Below are 22,467 nucleotides of genomic sequence, written 5' to 3' on the forward strand. Positions count from 1 at the left end.
TGGGTCGAGGCGATCGACCTGGCTCCGGGGATGTGGCTGCAGACCTCGGCGGGCACGTGGGTGCAGGTGTCGGCCGTGGAGGCCGGTGTCCAGCACGCCCGGGTGCACAACCTGACGGTCGCGGGGCTGCACACCTACCATGTGGAGGCGGGGGAGCTCGACCTCCTCAACCACAACTCTTCTTGTTCTAATCCAATCCATGGGATGGATGTTTCTTCCCAGGCCAGTTTCTCTCGAATTCGAGAGGCTCTTTTCGGGGCAGAATCTATGGGTCCCTCTCAGGTCAGGTCGATTCTGAGTCCATCTCAGATCGCCGCAGGAAGATCTAGGCCCTATCTGCAGAGAATGTACTATGGATCTGTCATGGAGACTGCGGTTTCGAGAAACCCGCTTGTGCGAAGTGATCCGAATATTTTTCACGCAGGTAATAGTGCGCCGGGGGCTGCCGTTCCTGATTTTATAATCTCCGGGAGATTCAATGTTGATATTACGGGCGCTAGTGCTTCCGCGATCAGAAGCCACATGTCAAGGATTTACGTCCCGACTAGGTACACGTCTGATGACGTATGCTAGCCCGACGAACTCATTCTTGGCTCAGATTTTTCGCTAGAAAAGGTGAGGTGGCTGTTCTTTGATGATTCGAGGAGGGGAATTCTTCGATAAGAAGTTCTTCGGCTCCAAGGTCGTTTATTCAGGTGCTGATTTCTATGGTTCGACCTTTACTCGCTGTGACGTGGGGCAGTTTGAAGATCCTGAGTATAGTCTAGTCGTCCGTGATTTCAAAATTTCAAGGTGCAAAATCGTAGACTGCTCTCTTCAGGGGGTCTATTTTGACAAGGGGGTGGTCGAGGATGTTTCAATTTCACGAGGCGAGGTCATCTACGGTTGTGTGTTCGACCAAGTGAAATTAAAGGGTAGAGTCGGGGCTCTTTTGGTTACGGTTCCACATTTTTCACAAAAAAACAGAGATTCCATGATAGATGGGATAATTTCTAGGTATGAGAGCATTGAATGGGCGCTCGACATATCGGAAGCACAGTTCGTAGATGTTGATCTTTTTGGGATTCCGGGGGATCTGATTCGACATGATGGGAATACGCAAGTTTTAATAAAAAGGGACCTTGTTGAGTCTTTTTATTTAAATCAACCAAAGAAGGACGTTCCGATTTTTGCTGATGTTTGGATGAGTAGGTTTGAGGTCTCTCCATTTGATCATATAATTTGTGTTGCTCCCCGCCGGTCGAAGAGATTCTCTGAATATATGAGGAGTATAGAATGGATGCATAATAAAGGATTGACTGTCTAGATGCTCTAGATATTAATTTCATCATACTTTTCCTTGGTTTATGTCAAGTGTCGTTGAGAAGGTTTGAAGGTGCGGGTGGTGAACTATGCATTCTCCCTTCCTTTTTGGTGAGAGTGCTATTATTAAGTAACTATTCACCTGGTTGCTGGGAATCGGGCATAACGGATAGTTGGCTGCGGGTTCAGGGAACCGCCTGCGCGGCAGCGGCCCCGGCGGCATGATCGATGCGTGGCCCCTTCTCCTTCCTCCTCCAACGCGCTGCTGGAGCGTGTGCTCGCGCGCGTAGAGGAACTGGAAGCCCGCGTTACCGAGCTGGAGACCGAGAACGCCGCGAAAGACGCCCGGATCGCCGAGCTCGAAGCGGACAACGCCCAGCTCCGCAAGGACAACACCCGGCTGCGCGAGGAGAACGCCCAGATCAAGGCCGAGAACGCCCAGCTGAGGCGGAGTCTGGGCCTGGACTCGACCAACTCCTCCCAGCCCCCTTCGACCGACAAGCCCTGGAAGAAGAAACCGGCTCCGCGCTCCCTGCGCGAGCGCTCGGGGAACAAGCCCGGCAAGCAGCCCGGCGATCCGGGCACCACCCTGTGCCAGAGGGCCGATCCCGACCGGGTCATCGACCACTACCCGCCGGTGTGCGGCGGGTGCGAGGCGCCCCTGCGGGCGGCCCGCCCCGCCGGGGTGCGCGCCTGCCAGGTCTTCGACCTGCCCGAACCCGCCGGCTTGGAGGTCACTGAGCACCGCTACCACCGGCTGCGCTGCTCCTGCGGGCACACCACCGCCGCACCCACCGTGCCCGGGGCCGCCGCTCCGGCCTGCTACGGGCCCCGCATCGCCGCGGTGGGCGCCTACCTCACCAGCGCCCACCACCTGCCCGTCGAGCGCACCGCCGAGATCATGGGCGACCTGCTCGCAGCCCGGGTGTCCACCGGATGGCTCGCCGGACTCGCCCGCCGTGCCCACACCCTGCTGGAGGGCTTCGACGCGGCGGTGCGCCAAGCGATCACGGCCTCGCCCGTGGTGCACGCCGATGAGACCGGCGCCCGCGCGGCAGGGGCGGGCCACTGGGTGCACGTCGCCGGAACTGGCGCGTTGACCTGCTATGACCTCCACCCCAAACGGGGCCGGGAGGCGATGGACGCCTTCGGGATCCTGCCCTCGCTGGACGGGGTGCCGGTCACCGACGCTTTGGGCTCCTACACCGCCTACGGGGAAGCACACCAGCTGTGCTGCGCGCACCTGCTGCGCGAGCTCAACGCGCTGATCGAGTTCGAACCGGACCACGCGGCCTGGGCCAAGAACATGAAGGACGTGCTCCTGGGGGCCCGTGATCTGGTCGCGCAGGCCAGATCTGCGGGGCGCACCGCCCTGAGCGGCGAGGAGTGGGCCGGGATCGGCCACAGATACGGCCGGGTGATCGCCTTCGCCAAGGCCGGACCGCACCATGCGCTCATCCGCCGGTTGGACGAGCGCCGCGCCGACTACCTGCGGTTCGCGGCCAACTTCGCCGTGCCCTTCACCAACAACGCGGCCGAACGCGACCTGCGGATGGTCAAGCTGCAGGTCAAGGTGTCGGGCGGGTGGCGGACCCTGGACGGGGCCCGCTACTTCTGCCGTCTGCGGTCGTTCATCTCCACCGCCCGGAAACAGCATCACGCCGCGATGGACAAGCTCGCGGAACTGTTCGCCGGGAATGTCTGGATCCCCTCAACCACGTGAATGGTTACGTTTATTTGGGCGTTTGATGTAAATAATTCAGGTATTGTCTACGAGGGTGGAGTTTATGAAGATTGGCAAGAGTGTCGGGAATCGATGGAGGACTTTATAATCCACAATGCCCTCCAGGAGATCGCGTTTTTTCAAAGTTCAATATCTGGCACGAGAGGGTCTCTGAGGAATTTTTGGAAAAAATATTTAGTCCAGTTCAAGAAGTTTCCCTCGCAGGGTGGAGGTGGCCTAGGGAGGGGGGGAAGATTTTCATGGGAGAGAAACTTGTCATAAATATTGGGCCAGCAATGAAAGACGTCTTTCCTTGGGATAATGATCCTGGATTTTGGGAAGTTAATGTCGGGTCCAGGAGCCTTGATGACTTCAGTCATATCAATGGAATAGATTGCATTGATTGGCGGGTGGATGAGAATTAATATCCGATCCCTTGGGGGTTCTGATTTTGATGGATCGTGTGGTAATTTTTTATGGTGCGATATTTAGCCCAGTGTGAAGGTTTGATCTCTTCTTGAATTGGCGCGAGGCTGCTTCTGGTGCGGGGGCCGAGTAGCTGATTCCTGCACCAGAACCAACCTTGCTTGTGTTTGGGGCATGGTTAGCGGAGGAGAGTGCTGAAGAGGAAACTGGCCCACTCGGCGGCGGGGAAGGGGAGGTGTCCGGCTTCGGGGTGTTTGGAGTCACGGACCGCTGCGCCGCAGGGGAGGTCGGCGACCTCGACACAGTTCCCTCCCGTGTCAGCGCTGTAGCTACTTCTGTGCCAAGTGAGCTGGAAGCTAGTACTATCCTGGCTCTCGGTCATGAGTAGTCCTCCAAGATTTTCTGGAGCCGAAGGCACGACGGGCTGGGTTTCAGGGCTGCCAGCCTCAGGTGTTCAAACGCTATCTGGTGTTCTTTGATCTCTGAGGGGTGCTCCAGGTAGACCGAGCCAGTGCGGTACTCGATGTAGATGACACCTGGGTCGATGGATGCCGGGAAGCCCAGGATGGAGAAGCTGCCGACCATGCCTGTATGCGCACCGCTTGCCTGGGGCAGCACCTGAAGGTTCACCTTCGGGTACTGGGCTACCTCTAGAAGATGTGCCGTCTGTTCACGCATGACCTCGGCTCCACCCACGTTCCTGCGCAGGGCGGCTTCATCGATCACTGCCCAGAACCGTATGGGCTCCTCGCCGGTGAGGACCTTCTGCCGGGACATGCGGATGTCCACACGGGCGCGGACCTCTTCATCGCTGAGTTCGGCGGTGCTGCTCGCGTTGAGGGCGGCCGCATATGCCTTGGTCTGTAGCAGTCCGGGGACGAGCTGAGTCTCCCATGTGTAGATCTCCGAAGCCCCTTGCTCCAACCCGAGGTACAGGGAGAACCACTTGGGTACGGTCCTGTCATCCTCCTGCTTCTCCCACCAGCCTTTCTTCTTGGCGTTGCGGGCGGCTTGCAGGTAGTGGTCTCGACGCTCCTGGGGTACTTGATACAGGTCGAAGAGGATCTCCTCCAGGTCGCGAGCGCGAGGGGCGACTACGGCGGTCTCGATGTAGTGCAGCTTGCCTGGAGTGCATCGGAGCTTGGCCGCGACTTCCTTGCGGCTGAGGTTGGTCTCCAAGCGCAGCCGCTTCAACTCATGTGCGAGCCAACGCCGCCACACAGTCGGACTTGATCCCATGTGTTACACCTTGCCCGTTTAGTCGATTGGTTGCGTCAGCCCTGTTGTCCTGGTCGCTTGAGAAACCTGGCTGGCCAGCCCCGCGAAACGCTGGCGAAGTCTTGCTTGACATTCTATATTGAAAATCAATCTTGACTCTCAAGATCGTGGAGCGACCGTGCGGCGCCATGACCCAGGAGGGAACACAACCTGGAAGCTTGGTGCGTGCCGGGTGGCCGCTTCCCGTCTCAAGACCTATGCCAAGGAGTGTGTCCGCCATGCCTGCAACCGTCCCGGTCTCCACCCCGCCCCCGGTGCCGATCCTGGGGGAGGCCACCGTGCCGCTGTCCAGCTTCATCCAGCCCGCCTGTCGCCACTACTTCTCCGGCCGACCCGGCGGCAGCTACACCCTCCTGGTCCACCGCCACCGCACCGGCCTGCACCTGACCTGCCACGACCGCGGCGGCCTCCACCGGCGCAACTCCCACCTGAAGGCCCCGGCCCACGGACCGAACCCCGAACCCGAACCCGGGCGCGGCCTGGCCCTGGTCGACGCCCTGTCCACCGACTGGGGAGACAACGGCCAGGCCGACTTCCGCCGCGTCTGGTTCCACCTCGCCTACGACCTCACCGGAAGCCGCTGGAACACCCCCGCCGACACCTGACACAAGACGGGCCCACAGGCGGTGCAACGCCGTGTGGGCCCCACATCCCGACACCTACAGCAGACAAACCGAGGAAGACAGGACGATGACCCACTCTATCCCCGAGCCCCGGCCCGCCAGCGACCCGCCGCATCACACGCCCAGCAGCGTGTCCGCGTAGTCCTTCCAGTACGGTGCCGGGTCCACCGGGCGGACCCCGGCGCGCAGCCGCTCGGGCTCGCCCGGGGCGTAGAACGCCGCCAGGGCGCGGGTGAGGCCGTCGGCGTCGCCAGGCGCGCACAGCAGCCCGTCGACGCCCTCGCGCACGTGGTCGGCGAGGGTCCCTGCCCGGGTGGCGATGACCGGCACGCCGTGTTCGTGGGCCAGCCACACGTTCTGGCTGGCAGTGGCGGTCCGATAGGGCAGGACGGCGGCGTCGGCTCCGGCGAAGAGCTCGGGCAGGTCCCGGGCGGGCACGTAGCCGTCGCGCAGGTCCACGCGGTCGGCGATCCCCAGCTCCCCGGCCAGGGCGGCGAGTTCCTCCGTTCCGCCCCAGAACTCCCCGGCCACGGTGAGCGCCACGTCGTCGGGGGCACCGTCGGCCAGGGCCCGCAGCAGCAGGTCGACGCCCTTGTAGGGGCGCACGATGCCCAGGAACAGCAGTCGGCGCCGCTCGCCGGGGACGGCGGGCAGGGGGCCGCCGGTCTCGGGCAGGTGCGGGGGCATGTGCGCGACCACCGGGCGGGGGCGGCCCGGCCCGCGCAGCCCCTCGGCCAGGCGGGCCTGCTCGTCGGAGTGGACGACCACGCCGTCCACGCGCCGCAGCAGCGCCCGCATCAGTGACACGTCCACGGCCCGGCGCTCGTGCGGGAGCACGTTGTGGCACAGCGCCACCACGCGGGTGCCCGCGCGCGCGGACCACACCCCGGCGAGCAGGCCCAGGTAGGCGGGGACCTGCACGGGGGAGAACACGGTGAGCACCACGGTGTCGGCCCCGGCGGCCAGGCGGCGGCCGGTGCGCCACCACCCGTCCGGCCGGTACCAGGCCAGGCGGTGGCGGGTGTCGGGGTAGGGCTCGCCCTCGGGGGCGTCGATGGTCTGCCGTCCGGGGTACAGCGCGGCGGGGTACTGCGCCTTCCACGACTCGATCACCGTGTCGTGGCCCAGGCCGCGCAGCCGGTGTGCCAGTTCCGTGGTGTGGCGCGCCCCGCCGCCCTTGTAGGGGTGGGCGGGCCCCACCAGGGCGACGCGGCGGCTCACGCGCCGTCCCTGGAGCGGACGATGAGGTCGGCCAGGAGGGCGATGGCGGCGATGATCAGCCCGGTCATGAGGATCATGACGGTGTTGTTGGGCACGTAGAAGGGCTGGTTGACCTGGTCGTAGACGAACTTGGCCGCGCCGGTGCCCAGCAGCGCGAGGGCGGGCGGCATGAGGACCTTGAGCGGGTTGAAGTACATCACCATGCGCAGCACCTGGAGGATGTACCGGTAGGCGTCCTTGAGGAAGTGGAACTTGGACTTGCCCGCCCGCTTGGCGTAGGCGATGGGCACGTACCGGACGGGGTGCTGGTTGGACAGGAACGCCAGGGTGATGGTGGTGACGCAGGAGAACCCGGGGGGCAGCAGCCGCAGGTAGGGGCGGGCGACGTCGCGGCGGAACACGCGCAGCCCGGAGTTGAGGTCGGGGATGCGGGTGCCGGTGAGGCGTTCGGCGATCTTGCGGATGATCCACTTGGCGGGGACGCGCAGCGCCTTGTGCGACCCCATCTCCTGTGTGCGCGCGCCCACGATCTGGTCGGTCTCGGGGTCCTCGTCGAGCATCCGCACGAGTTCGGGGATGCGCTCGTTGGGGTAGCTCATGTCGGCGTCGGTCCACACCACGAACTCGCCGCGCGCCCGCTGACTGCCGATGCGGCGGACCGTGCCGGAGCCGCCGTTGTGGCCGAAGGCGATGATGCGCATGCGCGGGTAGACGGCCTCGGCGTCGCGCAGGCGGGCCAGGGTGTCGTCGGTGGAGGCGTCGTCCACGGCGAGCAGTTCGTAGCCGTACCCGGAGTCGTCCATCGCCGCGCAGATCCGTTTGACCTCGTCCACGACGTGCTCCTGCTCGTTGTAGCAGGGGAGCACGATGGTGACCCTCGGGGGTGCTCCGTCGGCCGACGGGGCCGCGCTGTCCTCGGCTGTGTCCATGTGTCCGTCCCGGATGTGGCCGCACGCGGTGTGCGGGTCAGGCTGGTATGACCGCCACCCACACGCTCCCGGTGAAGGTCCAGGAACCCGTGGGGGGCTTCATGAGGGTACTGGGGTCCATGTCGGCGATCACGTGGAAGGGGCGCACCGGTTCGGCCGCGTCCCCCGCCAGGTCCTGGATCAGGGTCCAGTCCGAGGCGGCGAGCACGGCGTCGCGCCCCCGGCCGTTGATCTCGGCGACGACCCGCTCCACGTCCGGGGGCGTGGGATCGTCCATGGACGCGGTGGGCAGGCCGCACACGTTCCGGAACAGCGGCAGGTAGTTGCCCGCCATGCCTGAATCGACCACCACGACCGATCCGTCGTCCGGAAGGTGCTCACACAGACTACGTGTGGCCTCGACCGTACCGATGTCCTGCCGATAGCCCATGATGCCGTTGGCCGAGGTCACGGTGGTGGGGACGAGCATCGCCGCCGCGGCGGTCGCGGCGGCCACCGCCGGGAGCGACCGCTGGAGGGGACCGGCCCCCTCCACTGCGGTGTCGCAGTAGCGGGTGAGGCGGGCCGCGAACCAGACGGCGAAGAGGATGAAGGCGGGGATGACCAGCGCGATGAGCCGTCGGCTGGCCCAGGGGTGGTCGGGGGTGATGGCGGGGCGCAGCAGGGTGGTGCCCACGGTCCACACCAGCAGCATGACGGGCAGTACCCACTCGGGGGCGCGGCGCTGCACGATGCGGCGCACGACCATCGCCAGCCCGAACGAGGCGAACAGGACGGTGCCCAGTCCGACGTACCAGCCCACCCAGTAGAGGCTGTGGTCGTAGTAGGTGCGGCTGCCCTCCACCGGCAGGCCCTCGTAGCGCTGGACGGCGGCGACCCACTGGTCGGTGAAGTCGCTGCCGTGGCCGTAGTCGGGCCAGAACACCGGGCGGAGCGCGAACCCGATCATGGCGACCAGGACGAGCACGGCCATGAGGTCGGGCAGCCACCGGACGCGGTGCACTCGGGGCACGCCGTGGCGCCACAGGGCGGCGGTGGCCACGACGGTGAGGGCGACGACGCCGCCGGAGATCATCAGCAGGGGGTCGAGGGAGTCGGACAGGTAGTCCAGGTAGGGCTCGGACAGCCCGAAGCCCGCGTACAGCCCCATCCCGGTGCCCACGGCCAGGCCGCCCAGCAGCGGCAGGGCCTGCCCCCTGCGGGCGAGCAGCAGCAGGCCGACGAAGCCCACCACCGGCAGCAGGTCGCGCAGGACGTCGATGCGCACCACCAGGCCGAGGCCAAGCGCCAGCCCCGCGGCGGCGGCCAGGGTGTGCCGGGACGACCAGCGGTCGGTGAGCGCGGTGCGCCTGGACAGCGCGTCGTAGGCCAGCACCAGTCCGCCCAGCAGCAGGATCTGGGTGGCGGGCTCGCTGTAGGTGAAGCGGCTCACCCACTGCTGGGGCAGGCACACCGCCAGGACCAGCGCGGCCAGGGGCGCCCAACGGGCGCCGACCAGGCGCGCGGTCAGTCCGGCGAAGGTGAGCACGCCCAGCGCGCCCAGGACCGGGGTGGCCAGGAGCATGCCGTCGAGCCCGCCCAGCCAGTGGCCGACCGCGGTCAGCAGGGGCGCCCCGGCCAGGAACTGCGGCCAGATGACGTCGCCGCGCTGATACTGGGCCAGGCTCTGGTAGCTGAGGGAGGGGTCGTCCCCGGCGATGAGGTCGCGCTGGAGCGGGATGGGCAGGGACCCGTTCTCGGCGATCCACACCGTGTACATGGCGTAGGAGGCGGGGTCGCGCCGGATGACGAGCGCCTCGGCGTGGTAGGCGATCTGCACGGCCGCGAAGGCGACCGTGATCAGCAGGACCAGGGCGACCGGCCACCAGGGGACGTCCTCCAGGTCCGGGACGAGCCTGGGGACGAGGGCGCACGCGGCCACCACCGCGGGCACTCCGACGATCGCCGCGGCCAGCGGCGTGAACAGCCCGAGGGCCAGGAGGGGGAAGGCCACCAGGAGCCACGCGCCGACGGCGACGGCGGGGAGCGCGGTGACACGGGCGAGGAGCCGTCCGGCGGGCATGCGCATGCGCCCACTCTGGCAGCTTCGGTGAGCCGACGCACACCGGCCGGTCAGGTGTGCCGTGCCCGGCTCACGGACGCCCGACGACCTCCGCGACGGCGTCGGCGCGCTCGCGTGGATCACCGGCGGGGAGGGCGACACAGTCGTAGCCCAGCTCCCGGTAGACATCGGTGTGGACCCGTTCGAAACGCAGTGCCTCGTCGAGACTCACGCGCCGGGCCTCCGTCCGCGTGACGAACCCCAGGCTCTCCACGAACAGGACCCGCCGCTCGTACACCTCCTCGTCCCGGATCCTGCGGAGTTCACCGCGCAGTTCCGGGGGGACGGGGTGCCCCAGGTAGCGGGCGAGCGCGTAGGTGCACACCGGGGAGCGGTCATGGATCTGCACCGACACGCCGGGGGCGACGGCGCGGGCCAGGCGACGCCTCTGGAGCGCGCACACTTCGCCGGGAAACGACGCGTCGGTCCACGGCTCGGGCCTGCCCTGGGCCCGCGCGAGCGCGATGACGTCGGTGGCGGCCTCCTCCACCACCGCGTAGCCGTCCAGCTCCAGCTGGCGGAGGAGGACGGTCTTGCCGGAGCCCGGAGCTCCGGTCAGGATGAAACGCTTCATGGCTCTCCTAGAGTGGCCCCATGTCCGAAACTCCCGCACGGCTGTGGCGCGACCTGGTCGCCGCGAGCCCCGCACACCCGTTCGTGACCTCCTACGACACCTCGGGCAACCGGGTGGAGCTCTCCCCCGCGACCCTGGACAACTGGGTGTCCAAGACCGCCAACATGCTGGTGGACGGGTTCGGGACGCAGCCCGGTGACCGGGTGGCGGTCGCGCTGCCCCTGCACTGGCAGTCCCTGGTGTGGCTGCTGTCGTGCTGGTCGGTGGGGGCCGTGGCGGTGCCGGTGGACGGGGACGCCTTCCCCGACGGCGCGCAGACCGCGGTCGCCGACGCCGCGCGCCTAGAGGCGGCGCTCGACAGCGGCGCCGAGGAGGTGGTGGGGACCTCGCTGCACCCGCTCGGGCTGCCCCTGAAGGAGGTGCCGCCCCTGGTGCTGGACTACACCACGGAGGTGCGCGCGCACGGCGACCACTTCGCACCCTACGCGCTAGACGCGGACGCGGCGGCGCTGGAGGAGCCGGGGCGCTCCTGGACCGGCACCGAGCTCGTGGCGGCGGGCCGCGAGCGCGCGAAGGCCTGGGGGCTGACCGGCCGGGAGCGGGTCGGTGTGGTGGCCGCTCCGGGCACACCGCTGGCGGTCCTGGGCGGGGGCGCGGCTCTGCTGATGGCGGCGGTCGCGGCGGCCTCCCCCCTGGTTCTGGCGGAGGGAGGCCCCGGTGAGGTGTCCGAGCTGGCCCAGCGGCTGGCGATGGAGCGGGCCACGGCCGTGCTGGACACCTCCGGCAGCGGCGTGGCGGCCGTGGCCGAGGGGCTGCGCGAACTCAGGTAGCCCCTGTTCCCGCCGCGCCCACTGGCTCAGCCGCGGTTCTCGCGGTAGTAGGGGTCCAGGGCCCGGCCCTCGCGCCGCCCCTCGTCGTAGGTGTAGACCTCGCGTCCGCCGACGAACACGCGCAGGGCGCGGCTCATCACGTCGAGGGGGTCACCCGACCACACCACCACGTCGGCGTCCATGCCGGGGCGCAACGCGCCCACCCGGTCGGCGATCCCCATGATCTCGGCGGGGTTGAGGGTGATGGCACGGATCGCCGCACCGGGGTCCATCCCCTCCTTGACGCACAGGGTGGCCTGGTGCACGAGGAACTCCACGGGCACGACCGGGTGGTCGGTGGTGAGGGCGACCTTCACGCCCGCGCGGTCGAGGATGCCGGGGTTGGCGAGGGTCTTGTTCCTCACCTCGACCTTGGAGCGGCCGATCATGAGCGGCCCGGTGATCACGGGGATGCCGCGGGCGGCGATCTCGTCGGCGAGCAGGTGGCCCTCGGTGCAGTGGTTGATGACCAGGCGGTAGCCGAACTCGTCGGCCAGGCGCATCGCGGTGTGCATGTCGTCGGCGCGGTGGACGTGCTGGCACCAGGGGAGTTCGCCGTCCAGGACCCGGACCAGGACCTCCAGGGTGGTGTCGCGGTCGAAGGGCTCGCCCTGGGCGGCGGCGTGGTCGCGCTTGGCCCCGTAGTCCTGCGCCTTGGTGAAGGCGTCACGGATGACGGCGGCCACGCCCTGGCGGGTGGAGGGCAGCCGGTCCTTGTCCCCGTAGACCCGTTTGGGGTTCTCCCCCAGTGCGCTCTTGACGCTGGCGGGCTGCTTGAGGAGACGGTCGTCGACGCTGCGGCCCCAGCACTTGATCGCGACGGTCTGGCCGCCGATCGGGTTGCCCGAGCCGGGTTTGACGACGGAGGTGGTGACGCCGCCGGAGAGGGCGTCGGTGAAGCCCTGGTCGGCGGGGTTGATGGCGTCCAGGGCGCGCATGCGGGCACCGTTGGGGTCGGTCATCTCGTTGGTGTCGTCGCCGGCCCAGCCGATGCCCTCCTCGTCGATGCCGATGTGGCCGTGCGCCTCGACGAAGCCGGGCAGCACCCACGCCCCGGAGGCGTCGACGACCTCGGCCCCCTGGGGGACGGCGACGTCGCCGTCGCGGCCGACGGCGGTGATCCTGCCGCCGGAGACGAGGACGGTGCCGCCGTCGATGGGGTCGCCGTCGACGGGGACGACGTATCCGGATGTGATCGCGATGTCCATGGCGCGCAACCTAGCCCATCGGGACGGCCCTCCCAAGGCCTTCGGCGGGTGGCCCGGTCATAGGGCGTGTCACGCTCCGGGGCGCCCCGCCGTCAACAGGCGCGAGTCCGGGGTGAGTTCGACGGCGGCGTCCTCGATGGCCTCGCGGATCATGGCGCAGCGCCCGACCTGTTCGGGATCGGCGGTGAGGTCGCCGTCGCGGGCGGCGAAGGCGTAGACCATGCTGGGCCGGTCCTCGAACTCCATGAGCCGGAACGCCCCGCCCAGGCCCGGGTGGTGCGGGGTCTCCTCGGGGATGACGGCCATAGTGACGATGCCCGCCTCGATGAGGTCGGCGAGGAAGCCGCGCTGGTCGGCGCTGACGGCGGCGCCGCCCTGGGGCCGGGTCAGGACGGGTTCGTTGACGACGACCCGCAGTTCGGGTCCTTCGGGGCCGATCATCGCGGCCCGGTGCAGCATCTCCTCGTCCACCAGGGACTCGACCTGTTCGGTGTCCAGGCCGGGATGGGCGGGTCCCAGGATCGCGCGGGAGTACTCGCGGGTGCGCAGGAAGGTGGGGACGGCCATGGGCTGGTGCTCCCACAGCCGGGCGGCGTGCAGACCGATCTCCCGCAGGTCGCCGAACTCGTTGGGGAAGGCCTCGGCCTGGAGGGTGATCGCCCACGCGTCCAGGAGTTGGCGGTCGGTGCCCAGCGCGGTGTCCACGCGCTCGACGAGCGTGCGCGCGGGACGGCAGTAGGCGTACTCCACCTGGCGGAGCTTGTCGTCGGTGACACCGACGGTCCTGGCCAGTTCGGCACGTGAGAGCCCCTTGTCGGAGCGGGCGCGCAGCAGCCGCGCGCCGAAGGGGAGCCACATCGCAGACGGCAGCACCGTGTCCACGCCCGTTTCCTCTCCCTCGCCGTTCGGGGCGGGTCCCTCGGATACACGCCCCCATCCGAAACGACCTTCTCCCGACCGGGGGTGACGGGTCAAGCGCCCCGGCGGCTACGGCGATCCGCGATAAGTCCACACAAGTCATGACTAATCACCCCAGGTTGCGGGCACCTGCGGTTTCCGCTGTCCGACCGAGAGCGACGACATCCGCCGTGACCGGCCCCGACACCCTGGGGAGGGGCACCCGGCAGACGGCAGTAATCTGTGCGGATCACTACGTATCCCAGCCGAAGGTACCCGCCATGCACCGCTTCGCCCTCCCCGCAGCCGCCCTCCTCGCCACCACCGCCCTCCTGGGCACGACCGCCTGCACCGGGGACACCGAGCCCGCCGGAGAGGACGAGACGAGCAGCAGCAACGGTTCCGGCGGTTCCGGCGAGCAGGAGTCGGTCGGCGGCCCCGCCGACATCGACGTCTCCGACGTGACCGGCGCCACGCTGCACACCAGCGAGGGCGACATCGAGGTCGTGCTGTTCCCCGAGGCCGCGCCGCTGACCGTCGCCAACTTCGTGGGCCTGGCCGAGGGCGAGGGCGTGCCCAACCCCGAGACCGGCGACGCCGCCTTCTACGACGGCACCGTCTTCCACCGCGTCATCGACGGCTTCATGATCCAGGGCGGCGACCCCGAGGGCACCGGCCGCGGCGGCCCCGGGTACCGGTTCGAGGACGAGGTGGAGTCCGACCACGACTTCGCCGAGCCGGGCGTGCTCGCGATGGCCAACTCCGGCCCCGACACCAACGGCTCGCAGTTCTTCATCACGGTGGGACCGACCGAGCACCTCAACGGGATGCACACGATCTTCGGCCAGGTGGCGGACGAGGAGTCCTACGCCGTCGTGGAGGCCATCTCCCAGGTGCCGACCGGCGCGCAGGACCGGCCCGAGGACGACGTGGTCCTGGAGTCGGTCACCGTCGAGCGGGGGTAGCCGGGCAGCACACCGGGTTCAGCGGCGGCGCTTGGCCCGGGCGGCGCGGGCCCGCTCCACGGCGGGACCGATCCGCTCGGCCAGCGCCGCGACGTCCTCCCGCGTGGAGGTGCGGCCCAGGGACAGCCGCAGGCTGCTCAGCGCGGTGTCGGCGTCGGCACCCATGGCGAGCAGCACGTGGCTGGGCTGGGCCACCCCCGCCGAGCAGGCCGACCCGGTGGAGCAGGAGACGCCGTGGGCGTCGAGCAGCATGAGCAGCGCGTCCCCCTCGCACCCGGGGAAGGACAGGTGGGAGATCCCCGGCAGCCGCCGCTCGATGTCGCCGTTGACGACCGCGTCCGGCACGGCCGCGCGCACCCGCTCCTCCAGTTCGTCACGGAGCGCCGACAGGTGCTTGGCGTGCTCCTCGCGCTCGGCCACGGCCAGCTCGACGGCCGTGGCCAGGCCGCGCAGCAGCGGCGTGGACAGGGTGCCCGAGCGGATGCCGCGCTCCTGGCCGCCGCCGTGCAGCACCGGGACGGGGGCCAGCCCCCGCGCCAGGACCAGGGCGCCCACGCCCACCGGGCCGCCGATCTTGTGCCCGCTGAGCGCCAGCGACCCCACCCCGGCGGCGGCGAAGTCCACGGGTTCGGCACCCACCGCCTGGACGGCGTCGGTGTGGAGGGGGATGCCGTACTCGGCGGCCACGGCCGCGAGTTCGGCGACCGGCTGGACGGTGCCGACCTCGTTGTTGGCCCACATGACGCACACCAGCGCCACCGACGCCGGGTCGCGCTCGACGGCCGCGCGCAGGGTGTCCGGGCTCACGCGCCCGGCGGCGTCCACCGGCAGCGCCTCGAACTCGGCGCCCTGGTGGTCGGCCATCCAGTGTGCCGGGTCCAGGGCCGCGTGGTGCTCCACGGCGCTGATGAGGATTCTGCGCCGCGCGGGGTCCTCGTTGTTGCGCGACCAGTACAGGCCCTTGATCGCGATGTTGTCGGCCTCGGTGCCGCCCCCGGTGAAGACCACCTCGTGGGGCGTGCAGCCCAGCGCACGGGCGATCCGCTCGCGCGCCTCCTCCACGGTGCGGCGCGCGGCCCGGCCGTGTCCGTGCAGGGAGGAGGGGTTGCCGAGAGCGCCGAACCCGTCCGTGACGTCGGCGATGACCTCGGGGCGGACCTCGGTCGTGGCTGCGTGATCCAGATACACCATGGCCGTCCCAGGGTACCGCCGCGCGCTTCGCGCTCCGCCGGGGATCGGCCGCTCGGTAACCTTGGACCATGCCTGACTCCTCGTCACCACAGCCCGGCCCGCACGGCACCGCCGCCCCCGGCCCGCACTGGGCCGCGCCCACCGCCGACCGTCCGGTGCGCGCCCGGGTGTCCCTGCCCGGTTCCAAGTCCATGACCAACCGGGCACTCGTGCTGGCGGCGCTGTCGGAGTCGCCGTGCCTGGTGCGGCGCCCGCTCGTCAGCCGCGACAGCGAACTGATGGCCGGCGCCCTGCGCGCCCTGGGCACGGGCGTCACCGCCTCCGGCGAGGACCTGGCCGTCACCCCCGCGCCGCTGCGCGGCCCCGCCTCCATCGACGTCGGCAACGCCGGCACCGTGATGCGGTTCGTGCCGCCGCTGGCCGCCCTCGCCGCCGGCGACGTGCGCTTCGACGGCGACCCGCGTGCCCGGGAGCGGCCCGTGGACGCGCTGCTGGACGCCCTGCGCGCCCTGGGCGCCGACATCGACGACGGCGGACGCGGCGCCCTGCCCGCCACCATCCACGGCACCGGCGCCGTGCGCGGCGGCGAGGTCACCCTGGACGCCTCGGGCTCCTCCCAGTTCGTGTCGGCGCTGCTGCTCAGCGGCGCCCGCTTCACCGAGGGCGTGCACGTGCGCCACCAGGGCCCGCCGGTGCCCTCCCAGCCGCACCTGGACATGACCGTGGAGATGCTGCGGGACGTGGGCGTGGCCGTCACCACCGGGGAGAACTCCTGGCGGGTGGAGCCCGGCCCGGTCAAGGCCACCCAGATCACCGTCGAACCCGACCTGTCCAACGCCGCGCCGTTCCTGGCCGCCGCCCTGGTCAGCGGCGGTGAGGTGACGGTCGAGGGCTGGCCCGAGCACACCACCCAGCCCGGCGACGTGCTGCGCGCGCTGTTCACCCGCATGGGCGGCGAGGTCTCCCGGTCCGGTGGCGACCTCACCCTGCGCGGCACCGGGCAGGTGCACGGCATCACCGCCGACCTGCGCGACGTGGGCGAACTCACCCCCACCATCGCCGCCGTCGCCGCCCTGGCCGACTCCCCCTCCGAACTCACCGGCATCGGCCACCTGCGCCGCCACGAGACCGACCGCATCGCGGCGCTGGCCGCCGAGATCAACCGCCTGGGCGGCGACGCCGAGGAGCTGCCCGACGGCCTGCTCATCCGGCCGCGCCCGCTGCACGGCGGCGTGTTCCACTCCTACGACGACCACCGGATGGCCACCTCCGGCGCGGTCATCGGCCTGGCGGTGCCCGGAGTGGAGGTGGAGAACATCGCCACCACGCGCAAGACCCTGCCCGACTTCCCGGGCCTGTGGTCGGAGGTCCTGTCATGAGCCGCACGCGGGGCGGCGGGCGCCACCTGGACGAGGACGACATCCGCGTACGCGCCCGGGGCGGTTCGCGCCCCCGCACCCGCAGGCGGCCCAAGCACGAGAACGCCGTCGAGGGGCTGGTCACCGCCGTGGACCGGGGCCGGTACCGCTGCCTGCTGGACGGCGTTCCCGTGGTGGCGATGAAGGCCCGCGAGCTGGGCCGCGGCTCGATCGTGGTGGGCGACCGCGTGGACGTGGTCGGCGACCTGTCCGGCAGGCCGGACACCCTGGCGCGGGTGGTGCGGGTCCGGGACCGCGCTTCGGTGCTGCGCCGCACCGCCGACGACACCGACCCCGTGGAGCGGGTGATCGTCGCCAACGCCGACCAGATGGCGATCGTGTGCGCGCTCGCTGACCCCGCACCGCAGCCCCGGTTCGTGGACCGCTGCCTGGTGGCCGCCTACGACGCGGGGCTGGACCCGCTGCTGTGCCTGACCAAGGCCGATCTGGCCGACCCCGGCGAGCTGGTGCGGGTGTACGAGCCGCTGGGGGTGCCCTACGAGGTGCTGCGCCCCGACGCCGGCCTGGACGGGCTGGAGGCCCGGCTGACCGGCCGGACCAGCGTGTTCGTGGGCTCCTCGGGGGTGGGCAAGTCCACCCTGGTGAACCGCCTGGTGCCCGGCACCGACCGGGCCGTGGGCCACGTGAACGCCGTGACGGGGCGGGGGCGGCACACCTCCACGTCGGCCCTGGCGCTGGCCTTCGAGGGCGGCTGGCTGATCGACACCCCGGGCGTGCGCAGCTTCGGGCTGGCCCACATCGACCCGGAGGAGATCGTCGCGGGCTTCGCCGACATCGGCGAGGCCGCCCTGGACTGCCCGCCGGACTGCTCCCACCAGGAGGGCGCGGAGGACTGCGCGGTGGCCGCCGCCCTGGCGGAGGGCCGCCTGGACCCGGACCGGGTGGCGTCGCTGCGCCGCCTGCTCGCCAGCCGCGAGGGCACCGCCGACGAGCCCGTGGACGCTGAGTAGAAGGCGGCGCGTTCAGGTGTCCGTGTCGAGCAGCCCCGCCGCCGCCTCGGGCTCCATCAGGTTGGACCACGCCTGTTCAGCCGGAAGAAGATGCCGTTCCGGCAGCGTGTACTCGGGGAACCAGGCGTCGACGGCACAGTCGGGAACCCGGGAGAGGATCACGGCGATGAGATCGTGGGGCACGGACCCGGTGATACGGATCGCGACATAGGTCTCATGCCCTTCGTCCGCACGGACGATGACACCGAGCCGGAACCCGGAGAAGTCGGCGGCGTGCTCGTGACCGTCCCGCAGCGAGCCGCGGACCAGACCACGGATCTCCGTGTCGAGTCGCAGCGTGAAGCGGACCCCTGCCTCCAAGAGGTAACGGTCGCGGTCATCGGAACCCGGGAGCAGGTGTCCGGTGTGGGTATCGGTGGTCAGCGCTCGATCGTGCTCGGCGTTGTAGCGCTGCCGGGCCGTACGCGCCTGGGCGTGCAGGCAGGCGTAGAAGTCGTCGTTCGATCCGTCCTCACACCGACCTGCCGCGACCAGCCAGTCACGGACATCGCTGTCGTTCTCGTCGACGAACACGGCACCCCGCCACCTGGCGACCTTGACCTTGAACAGGACCGTGTCGTCGATGGCGCGGATGCGTTCGTGCGGTGTCCCGGGGTCAGCGAACTGCTCGGCGGCTTTCCTCAGCAGGGGATGGTCGATCCGCTCCAGCGGGGTCCGCGCGGACGGTACGGGCAGCCGAAGGTCTTCTCGCAGGCAGCGAAGGGTGGGACGGGGCGGCACGGGTCAGGCCTCCCACTCACCCGCACCGCCCAGTTCCTCGATTCTCTCCGGCGACAGTCCCGTCAGGGCCGCGACACTGGAGCCGAGTGTTCCGTCCAGCACCCTCATCGACTCGACCATGCCCCGGCGCACCTCCTCGCGGCGCTGTTCCAGGTAGGCCTTGGACGCCTCGGCCACGAAGTCCTTCTTGGTCATGCCGAGAAAGTGCGCGGCCTGGGCGATGAGTTCGTCCGTCGCGGGGTCGACCTTCAGCGGAGTCTGACGCTTGGCAGCAGCGGTCATCGTGATCATCCACCTCCTCAAGCCATAGTACCCAAGTACCTCATAACCTGATGGCAAAACTACAATGAGCGGGCTGTCCGACACCGCCCCCGACCCCCTGGGAACCGACCATGACGACGAGCGCACGTGTCACCCTCCTGGTCCTGTACAGCGAGCGCATGGAGGAGTGCCGGGCCTTCTACTCCGGCCTGGGCCTGGACTTCGCCGAGGAGCGGCACGGCCGGGGGCCGCGGCACTACGCGGCGGTGCTGGACGACGGTTCGGTGCTGGAGATCTACCCGGCCACCGACACGCGCCGCACGGGTGCCCTGCGGCTCGGCCTGGCGGTGGACGCGGCGGCGGCCCGCCCGCCCCTGGAACCGGGCCGCCGCGTGCTCACCGACCCCGACGGCCGCAAGGTGGACGTGGCAGCGGTGTGAGGGGACGGGGTGTGATGGGCGCGGTGCACAGTGGGGGGTGCGCCGTGCCGTCGAGGTTCGTCCCAGGACGAACCTCGAACCCTTGTCAGGCGGCGGCGAGCAGAACCGGCCGGCGCGGGGGTGCCGCCGGGCTCGGGGGTGCGGTTCGCGGGGCGGCGTGCGGCCACAGGAGCAGGAGAAGCGCATCGACGTCGGCGCCTTCCTCCAGCCCGGCGAGGGTGGTGGTCCAACTACAAGGACATCTTCGGAGGCAACGCGCTGCCGGACTTCGAGGTCGAAGCTTCGATGATGCGCATGTATCAGTGCCAGGTCATCCCCGGCCTGCTTCAGACACCGGAGTATGCCGAGTCGATCTTCCGGGGAGCTCGAACCCTCTCCGACAAGGAAGTGCAGCGCAACGTCGATGCACGCATGCAACGACAGCACGTGTTGACCAGACACCGCCCCCTGCACCTGTGGGCAGTGATCGATGAGGCTGCCCTGCACCGGCTGGCAGGGAAGTCTGAGGTCATGCGTGATCAGCTACAGCACCTGATCAACATGGTGATGCATCACAACATGGACGTTCAGGTGCTCCCCTTCAGCGCTGGGATGCACGCGGCCCTCTCAGGATCATTCGTCATGCTGGACTTCCCCAGCCAGCTCGACCCCAGCATCGTCTACACAGAAACGTCAACAGATATCCTTTTTGTTCAGGAGAGCGAATCTGTGCAACGCTATGTAGCAGAATTATCACACCTGAACGCAGCCGCTCTTCGGACCTCAGAAAGCATCCGATTCCTACAGCAGAGCCTGGAGTCCCACGAACAGCATGTCCACACATGAAGAACTGAACTTCTTCAAGTCCAGCTACAGCGGCAACCGCGCCGAGTGTATCGAGGCGGCCGACCTTCCCTGCGGAGCAACGGTCCGTGATTCCAAGCCCCCCGACGCCGGACAGCTCCCCTTCCCCGCCACCGAGTGGGCCGGGTTCCTCTCCGCCACTCTCTTGCTGAACACATCCCAAAAATCACCCCATCGAAACCATTGAATCTCACAATAAATCGCAATGGGAAATTTACGCCAGGAAGACAATAAATGGAAAACAAGAAGAAATCATCTATAGTTCAATAGTAGCCTGGAGCCGCAACAAGGACAGATTCAAAGTAGAAACCATAATTCCCACCCCCCTCAACAGGGAGGCCCGCCCGAGAGAAAGACAAAAGAAGATCGGGAATTAGAAAGAAAAGACCAGAGTCTTCGGTTGTAGAAATGAAGTCTCGCGACAAACGGCCAATCAAATCATCTGCAGGGACGCTGAAGACATCTATCCCCCCGAACTCCACGGCCCCTCCGAAGCCCGGTCCATATACTTCAAGAGCATCCACAGAACCAGTCTTATCCCGATGTACCGCCAGCCCCAAATCGAGACTCTCTACGTAGGCGTGACAAGCTCCACCACCAGGAAGAGTCCGGACCCCTGCGGCTCCAGGGACTGCCTCCAGCGCCCTCGGCGCGCTACGAAAGGAGTCACCGATCTTCAAATCAATTCCCGTGATTCCAAACGGAGGATTCAAAATAAACAAGACTGACTCGCAACAAATGGGTCACCAGATAGTGAGCTGGACGTGGACGGAACTCGGAATTCCCCTGAGGGCTTGATACTGAGCATTCGACGAGAGACCTCCGATCATCTCCCCAATGGCATTATTGTACTTCCCAGGAAACTTTGATATGACATCATTAATATCATTTATCAAAGCTTCATCGATTCTCCCCGCCGAAACCAAGCCCCTCTGCTGCCTGAGCCAAGACCTAGCTGCAGCAGACGAACCAGTCGAATTAACAATAGCATGATCAGGCTTAAGCATCCTGATGGCCGGACCACTGTAAGTGGTGATTGAAGTGGATGCATTCTGAGGCATATGATTAATTTCATAGCCCTGACCTGCGGGCTTCATTCTTCCCCAAATTCCACCATCAAAACCACAGTTGTGGTTGAGGAGGTCGAGCTCCCCCGCCTCCACATGGTAGGTGTGCAGCCCCGCGACCGTCAGGTTGTGCACCCGGGCGTGCTGCGTGTCGGCCTCCACGGCCGACACCTGCACCCATGTGCCCGCCGAGGTCTGCAGCCACATCCCCGGGGCCAGGTCGATCGCCTCGACCCACGCCTCCAGCTCCGGCACCCAGAACGGGTGCCCGCCGGTGGCCACCACCACGTCCCCGACCTCGACGTCCTCGATGGGCACCGTCGACCCGTCGGCCATCACCACACCCGTACCGGGCGCCCTGCTTATCCACGGACGAGGTTGGTTCTGGTGCAGGGGTCAGCTACTTGGCCCCTGCACCAGAACCAACCTCGCGAAGATTCGAAAGGCAATAGTTCACATGCCTAGTGAACCAAGCTCTCACCCGAAGATAAAAATAAATAAGAGTGCGAAGAAGTCAGATTATCCCAGCAGAAATTCTCTCATCTCAATAAGAAACAAAGATCTCAGCAGCCTCGATGCATTTCATGACGTAATCGACAGGAAGTTCACCGACGCGCGGATCAATGAGGATCTTCGCCCCACCCCAGCCCTCATGATACGGAACAGAGACTGAGTGAGTCTCACCGAGTGGATATTTCTCCGGATCCTCAAACCCGATAACTCTCGCTTCAGATGTGAGATCATCGTAGTCGACTACATGAATAATCCTCCCCCTATAGAGAAACTTTCTCTCTTGGAAAAGGAATTCAAAACCCTCTTCCAATTTACATCCCTCAATCAATCAATGAAAGTCTCGAATATTCCAGAATCACTGAGCCTGACTCCGATTCCCCTAGCCGTACCCAATCCCGGCACCCTAACGTCAATTAGGTCAGCGTAGGCTCCCTGGATATTTCCCCGACCTCGACTCGCAACAGCGCTCGGATGATAGACGATACTATCAAGAATTTCCCCACCAAGGGCGTTCCATCCAGCTTCATTACCGCGCTCTGGACTAGGCCATTGCCCCTGGTTTGTTCCTCTGCCAAACTTCTTCTGCAGAGCCCTACCAGCCCTTTGCCACAACCCACTCTTATTTTTAATAGGGTCAATATATCTTCCAGAAGCAGAGGCAAGATCTGGATCAAAAGCAGCACCGCCACAGTTGTGGTTGAGGAGGTCGAGCTCCCCCGCCTCCACATGGTAGGTGTGCAGCCCCGCGACCGTCAGGTTGTGCACCCGGGCGTGCTGGACACCGGCCTCCACGGCCGACACCTGCACCCACGTGCCCGCCGAGGTCTGCAGCCACATCCCCGGAGCCAGGTCGATCGCCTCGACCCA

The 22,467-nt window shown here is 67.4% G+C and carries 24 protein-coding genes and 2 pseudogenes; 12 read left to right on the forward strand and 14 right to left on the reverse strand.

Annotated features, from left to right (window positions below):
- The 4 genes and pseudogenes from B042_RS26640 to B042_RS25795 all read left to right on the forward strand — a co-directional run.
- Positions 1–573 (forward strand): annotated as a pseudogene (locus tag B042_RS26640) (HINT domain-containing protein); the annotation flags it as partial.
- A 58-nt stretch (positions 574–631) separates the two neighbouring features.
- Positions 632–1,306 (forward strand): hypothetical protein, encoded by a 675-nt coding sequence (locus B042_RS25790; protein WP_155989131.1) that lies wholly within the window; start codon positions 632–634, stop codon positions 1,304–1,306.
- A 228-nt stretch (positions 1,307–1,534) separates the two neighbouring features.
- Complete coding sequence (tnpC, locus tag B042_RS0116150) at positions 1,535–3,025, forward strand: IS66 family transposase (protein WP_081748825.1); 1,491 nt, start codon at positions 1,535–1,537, stop codon at positions 3,023–3,025.
- Between the two features lie 80 nt (positions 3,026–3,105).
- Complete coding sequence (locus tag B042_RS25795) at positions 3,106–3,450, forward strand: hypothetical protein (RefSeq protein ID WP_155989135.1); 345 nt, start codon at positions 3,106–3,108, stop codon at positions 3,448–3,450.
- Positions 3,451–3,629: 179 nt separating this feature from the next.
- Here the strand turns inward: B042_RS25795 and B042_RS0116155 are convergent, their stop codons facing one another.
- Together B042_RS0116155 and B042_RS0116160 are read right to left on the reverse strand one after the other, a co-directional pair.
- The gene (locus B042_RS0116155; protein ID WP_028649194.1) at positions 3,630–3,833 is read right to left on the reverse strand and encodes a DUF397 domain-containing protein; all 204 of its coding nucleotides are present in this window, start codon (positions 3,831–3,833) and stop codon (positions 3,630–3,632) included.
- Positions 3,830–4,690 (reverse strand): helix-turn-helix transcriptional regulator, encoded by an 861-nt coding sequence (locus B042_RS0116160; protein WP_028649195.1) that lies wholly within the window; start codon positions 4,688–4,690, stop codon positions 3,830–3,832. The genes B042_RS0116155 and B042_RS0116160 overlap by 4 nt, the downstream gene beginning before the upstream one ends.
- 257 nt (positions 4,691–4,947) lie before the next feature.
- On the opposite strand from B042_RS0116160, the gene B042_RS0116165 reads away from it, so the two are divergent.
- Entirely contained in the window at positions 4,948–5,334 is a 387-nt protein-coding gene (locus B042_RS0116165) for an ATP-binding protein (protein ID WP_028649196.1), read from the forward strand.
- 132 nt (positions 5,335–5,466) lie between these two features.
- On the opposite strand, the gene B042_RS0116170 is transcribed toward B042_RS0116165, so the two are convergent.
- The 4 genes from B042_RS0116170 to B042_RS0116185 form a co-directional block, all read right to left on the reverse strand.
- A complete protein-coding gene (locus tag B042_RS0116170) occupies positions 5,467–6,573 on the reverse strand; it encodes a glycosyltransferase family 4 protein (RefSeq protein WP_028649197.1) in 1,107 nt (368 codons plus the stop codon).
- Entirely contained in the window at positions 6,570–7,502 is a 933-nt protein-coding gene (locus B042_RS0116175; protein ID WP_028649198.1) for a glycosyltransferase family 2 protein, read from the reverse strand. Before B042_RS0116175 ends, B042_RS0116170 begins: the two co-directional genes overlap by 4 nt.
- Before the next feature lie 37 nt (positions 7,503–7,539).
- The gene (locus tag B042_RS0116180; protein ID WP_028649199.1) at positions 7,540–9,570 is read right to left on the reverse strand and encodes a hypothetical protein; all 2,031 of its coding nucleotides are present in this window, start codon (positions 9,568–9,570) and stop codon (positions 7,540–7,542) included.
- A 64-nt stretch (positions 9,571–9,634) separates the two neighbouring features.
- Positions 9,635–10,177 (reverse strand): AAA family ATPase, encoded by a 543-nt coding sequence (locus B042_RS0116185; protein ID WP_028649200.1) that lies wholly within the window; start codon positions 10,175–10,177, stop codon positions 9,635–9,637.
- A gap of 20 nt (positions 10,178–10,197) precedes the next feature.
- On the opposite strand from B042_RS0116185, the gene B042_RS0116190 reads away from it, so the two are divergent.
- Positions 10,198–11,007: a TIGR03089 family protein gene (locus B042_RS0116190; RefSeq protein WP_028649201.1), complete on the forward strand. Its 810-nt coding sequence runs from the start codon at positions 10,198–10,200 to the stop codon at positions 11,005–11,007.
- Positions 11,008–11,033: 26 nt separating this feature from the next.
- On the opposite strand, the gene B042_RS0116195 is transcribed toward B042_RS0116190, so the two are convergent.
- Together B042_RS0116195 and B042_RS0116200 are read right to left on the reverse strand one after the other, a co-directional pair.
- Positions 11,034–12,254 (reverse strand): amidohydrolase, encoded by a 1,221-nt coding sequence (locus B042_RS0116195; RefSeq protein WP_028649202.1) that lies wholly within the window; start codon positions 12,252–12,254, stop codon positions 11,034–11,036.
- 69 nt (positions 12,255–12,323) lie between these two features.
- Positions 12,324–13,136 (reverse strand): helix-turn-helix transcriptional regulator, encoded by an 813-nt coding sequence (locus tag B042_RS0116200; protein ID WP_028649203.1) that lies wholly within the window; start codon positions 13,134–13,136, stop codon positions 12,324–12,326.
- A gap of 296 nt (positions 13,137–13,432) precedes the next feature.
- On the opposite strand from B042_RS0116200, the gene B042_RS0116205 reads away from it, so the two are divergent.
- On the forward strand, positions 13,433–14,116 hold the full coding sequence (locus B042_RS0116205; protein WP_028649204.1) for a peptidylprolyl isomerase: 684 nt from the start codon (positions 13,433–13,435) through the stop codon (positions 14,114–14,116).
- Between the two features lie 18 nt (positions 14,117–14,134).
- Here B042_RS0116205 and B042_RS0116210 read toward each other — a convergent pair whose 3' ends face one another.
- Positions 14,135–15,307 (reverse strand): cysteine desulfurase family protein, encoded by a 1,173-nt coding sequence (locus tag B042_RS0116210; RefSeq protein ID WP_028649205.1) that lies wholly within the window; start codon positions 15,305–15,307, stop codon positions 14,135–14,137.
- A 68-nt stretch (positions 15,308–15,375) separates the two neighbouring features.
- On the opposite strand from B042_RS0116210, the gene aroA reads away from it, so the two are divergent.
- Together aroA and rsgA are read left to right on the forward strand one after the other, a co-directional pair.
- Positions 15,376–16,686 carry a 3-phosphoshikimate 1-carboxyvinyltransferase gene (aroA, locus tag B042_RS0116215; protein ID WP_028649206.1) on the forward strand — a complete coding sequence of 437 codons (1,311 nt, stop codon included), beginning with the start codon at positions 15,376–15,378 and terminating at the stop codon, positions 16,684–16,686.
- Entirely contained in the window at positions 16,683–17,696 is a 1,014-nt protein-coding gene (rsgA, locus tag B042_RS0116220) for a ribosome small subunit-dependent GTPase A (protein ID WP_028649207.1), read from the forward strand. The genes aroA and rsgA overlap by 4 nt, the downstream gene beginning before the upstream one ends.
- Positions 17,697–17,708: 12 nt before the next feature.
- Here rsgA and B042_RS0116225 read toward each other — a convergent pair whose 3' ends face one another.
- Positions 17,709–18,476 carry a hypothetical protein gene (locus B042_RS0116225; protein WP_028649208.1) on the reverse strand — a complete coding sequence of 256 codons (768 nt, stop codon included), beginning with the start codon at positions 18,474–18,476 and terminating at the stop codon, positions 17,709–17,711.
- Between the two features lie 3 nt (positions 18,477–18,479).
- Positions 18,480–18,767 (reverse strand): hypothetical protein, encoded by a 288-nt coding sequence (locus tag B042_RS0116230; protein ID WP_036555342.1) that lies wholly within the window; start codon positions 18,765–18,767, stop codon positions 18,480–18,482.
- A gap of 101 nt (positions 18,768–18,868) precedes the next feature.
- On the opposite strand from B042_RS0116230, the gene B042_RS0116235 reads away from it, so the two are divergent.
- The 3 genes from B042_RS0116235 to B042_RS25165 all read left to right on the forward strand — a co-directional run bounded on the left by B042_RS0116235 (position 18,869) and on the right by B042_RS25165 (position 20,207).
- Positions 18,869–19,177 (forward strand): glyoxalase/bleomycin resistance/dioxygenase family protein, encoded by a 309-nt coding sequence (locus B042_RS0116235; protein ID WP_028649210.1) that lies wholly within the window; start codon positions 18,869–18,871, stop codon positions 19,175–19,177.
- 138 nt (positions 19,178–19,315) lie between these two features.
- On the forward strand, positions 19,316–20,002 hold the full coding sequence (locus B042_RS23495; RefSeq protein ID WP_255342356.1) for a DUF5753 domain-containing protein: 687 nt from the start codon (positions 19,316–19,318) through the stop codon (positions 20,000–20,002).
- Positions 19,989–20,207 carry a DUF397 domain-containing protein gene (locus tag B042_RS25165; RefSeq protein ID WP_081748826.1) on the forward strand — a complete coding sequence of 73 codons (219 nt, stop codon included), beginning with the start codon at positions 19,989–19,991 and terminating at the stop codon, positions 20,205–20,207. The genes B042_RS23495 and B042_RS25165 overlap by 14 nt, the downstream gene beginning before the upstream one ends.
- Positions 20,208–20,763: 556 nt before the next feature.
- Here B042_RS25165 and B042_RS0116245 read toward each other — a convergent pair.
- The 3 genes and pseudogenes from B042_RS0116245 to B042_RS25805 form a co-directional block, all read right to left on the reverse strand.
- Complete coding sequence (locus B042_RS0116245; protein WP_081748827.1) at positions 20,764–21,423, reverse strand: polymorphic toxin-type HINT domain-containing protein; 660 nt, start codon at positions 21,421–21,423, stop codon at positions 20,764–20,766.
- 208 nt (positions 21,424–21,631) lie between these two features.
- On the reverse strand, positions 21,632–21,910 hold the full coding sequence (locus tag B042_RS25800; protein ID WP_155989137.1) for a hypothetical protein: 279 nt from the start codon (positions 21,908–21,910) through the stop codon (positions 21,632–21,634).
- A gap of 14 nt (positions 21,911–21,924) precedes the next feature.
- A pseudogene (locus tag B042_RS25805) lies at positions 21,925–22,467 on the reverse strand (HINT domain-containing protein); the annotation flags it as partial.

The organism is Nocardiopsis sp. CNT312 (assembly GCF_000515115.1).
Taxonomy (GTDB): Bacteria; Actinomycetota; Actinomycetes; order Streptosporangiales; family Streptosporangiaceae; genus Nocardiopsis.

What these genes read in the sequence shown, in the direction of transcription:
- B042_RS0116180 (WP_028649199.1), bottom strand. Translation starts at nt 9,570, where the DNA reads ATGCGCATGCCCGCCGGACGGCTCCTCGCCCGTGTCACCGCGCTCCCC.
- B042_RS0116210 (WP_028649205.1), bottom strand. Translation starts at nt 15,307, where the DNA reads ATGGTGTATCTGGATCACGCAGCCACGACCGAGGTCCGCCCCGAGGTC.
- B042_RS0116160 (WP_028649195.1), bottom strand. Translation starts at nt 4,690, where the DNA reads ATGGGATCAAGTCCGACTGTGTGGCGGCGTTGGCTCGCACATGAGTTG.
- B042_RS0116165 (WP_028649196.1), top strand. Translation starts at nt 4,948, where the DNA reads ATGCCTGCAACCGTCCCGGTCTCCACCCCGCCCCCGGTGCCGATCCTG.
- B042_RS0116175 (WP_028649198.1), bottom strand. Translation starts at nt 7,502, where the DNA reads ATGGACACAGCCGAGGACAGCGCGGCCCCGTCGGCCGACGGAGCACCC.
- B042_RS0116190 (WP_028649201.1), top strand. Translation starts at nt 10,198, where the DNA reads ATGTCCGAAACTCCCGCACGGCTGTGGCGCGACCTGGTCGCCGCGAGC.
- B042_RS0116155 (WP_028649194.1), bottom strand. Translation starts at nt 3,833, where the DNA reads ATGACCGAGAGCCAGGATAGTACTAGCTTCCAGCTCACTTGGCACAGA.
- B042_RS0116195 (WP_028649202.1), bottom strand. Translation starts at nt 12,254, where the DNA reads ATGGACATCGCGATCACATCCGGATACGTCGTCCCCGTCGACGGCGAC.
- B042_RS0116230 (WP_036555342.1), bottom strand. Translation starts at nt 18,767, where the DNA reads ATGATCACGATGACCGCTGCTGCCAAGCGTCAGACTCCGCTGAAGGTC.
- B042_RS0116245 (WP_081748827.1), bottom strand. Translation starts at nt 21,423, where the DNA reads ATGGCCGACGGGTCGACGGTGCCCATCGAGGACGTCGAGGTCGGGGAC.
- aroA (WP_028649206.1), top strand. Translation starts at nt 15,376, where the DNA reads ATGCCTGACTCCTCGTCACCACAGCCCGGCCCGCACGGCACCGCCGCC.
- B042_RS25165 (WP_081748826.1), top strand. Translation starts at nt 19,989, where the DNA reads ATGTCCACACATGAAGAACTGAACTTCTTCAAGTCCAGCTACAGCGGC.
- B042_RS0116205 (WP_028649204.1), top strand. Translation starts at nt 13,433, where the DNA reads ATGCACCGCTTCGCCCTCCCCGCAGCCGCCCTCCTCGCCACCACCGCC.
- B042_RS0116185 (WP_028649200.1), bottom strand. Translation starts at nt 10,177, where the DNA reads ATGAAGCGTTTCATCCTGACCGGAGCTCCGGGCTCCGGCAAGACCGTC.
- rsgA (WP_028649207.1), top strand. Translation starts at nt 16,683, where the DNA reads ATGAGCCGCACGCGGGGCGGCGGGCGCCACCTGGACGAGGACGACATC.
- B042_RS0116235 (WP_028649210.1), top strand. Translation starts at nt 18,869, where the DNA reads ATGACGACGAGCGCACGTGTCACCCTCCTGGTCCTGTACAGCGAGCGC.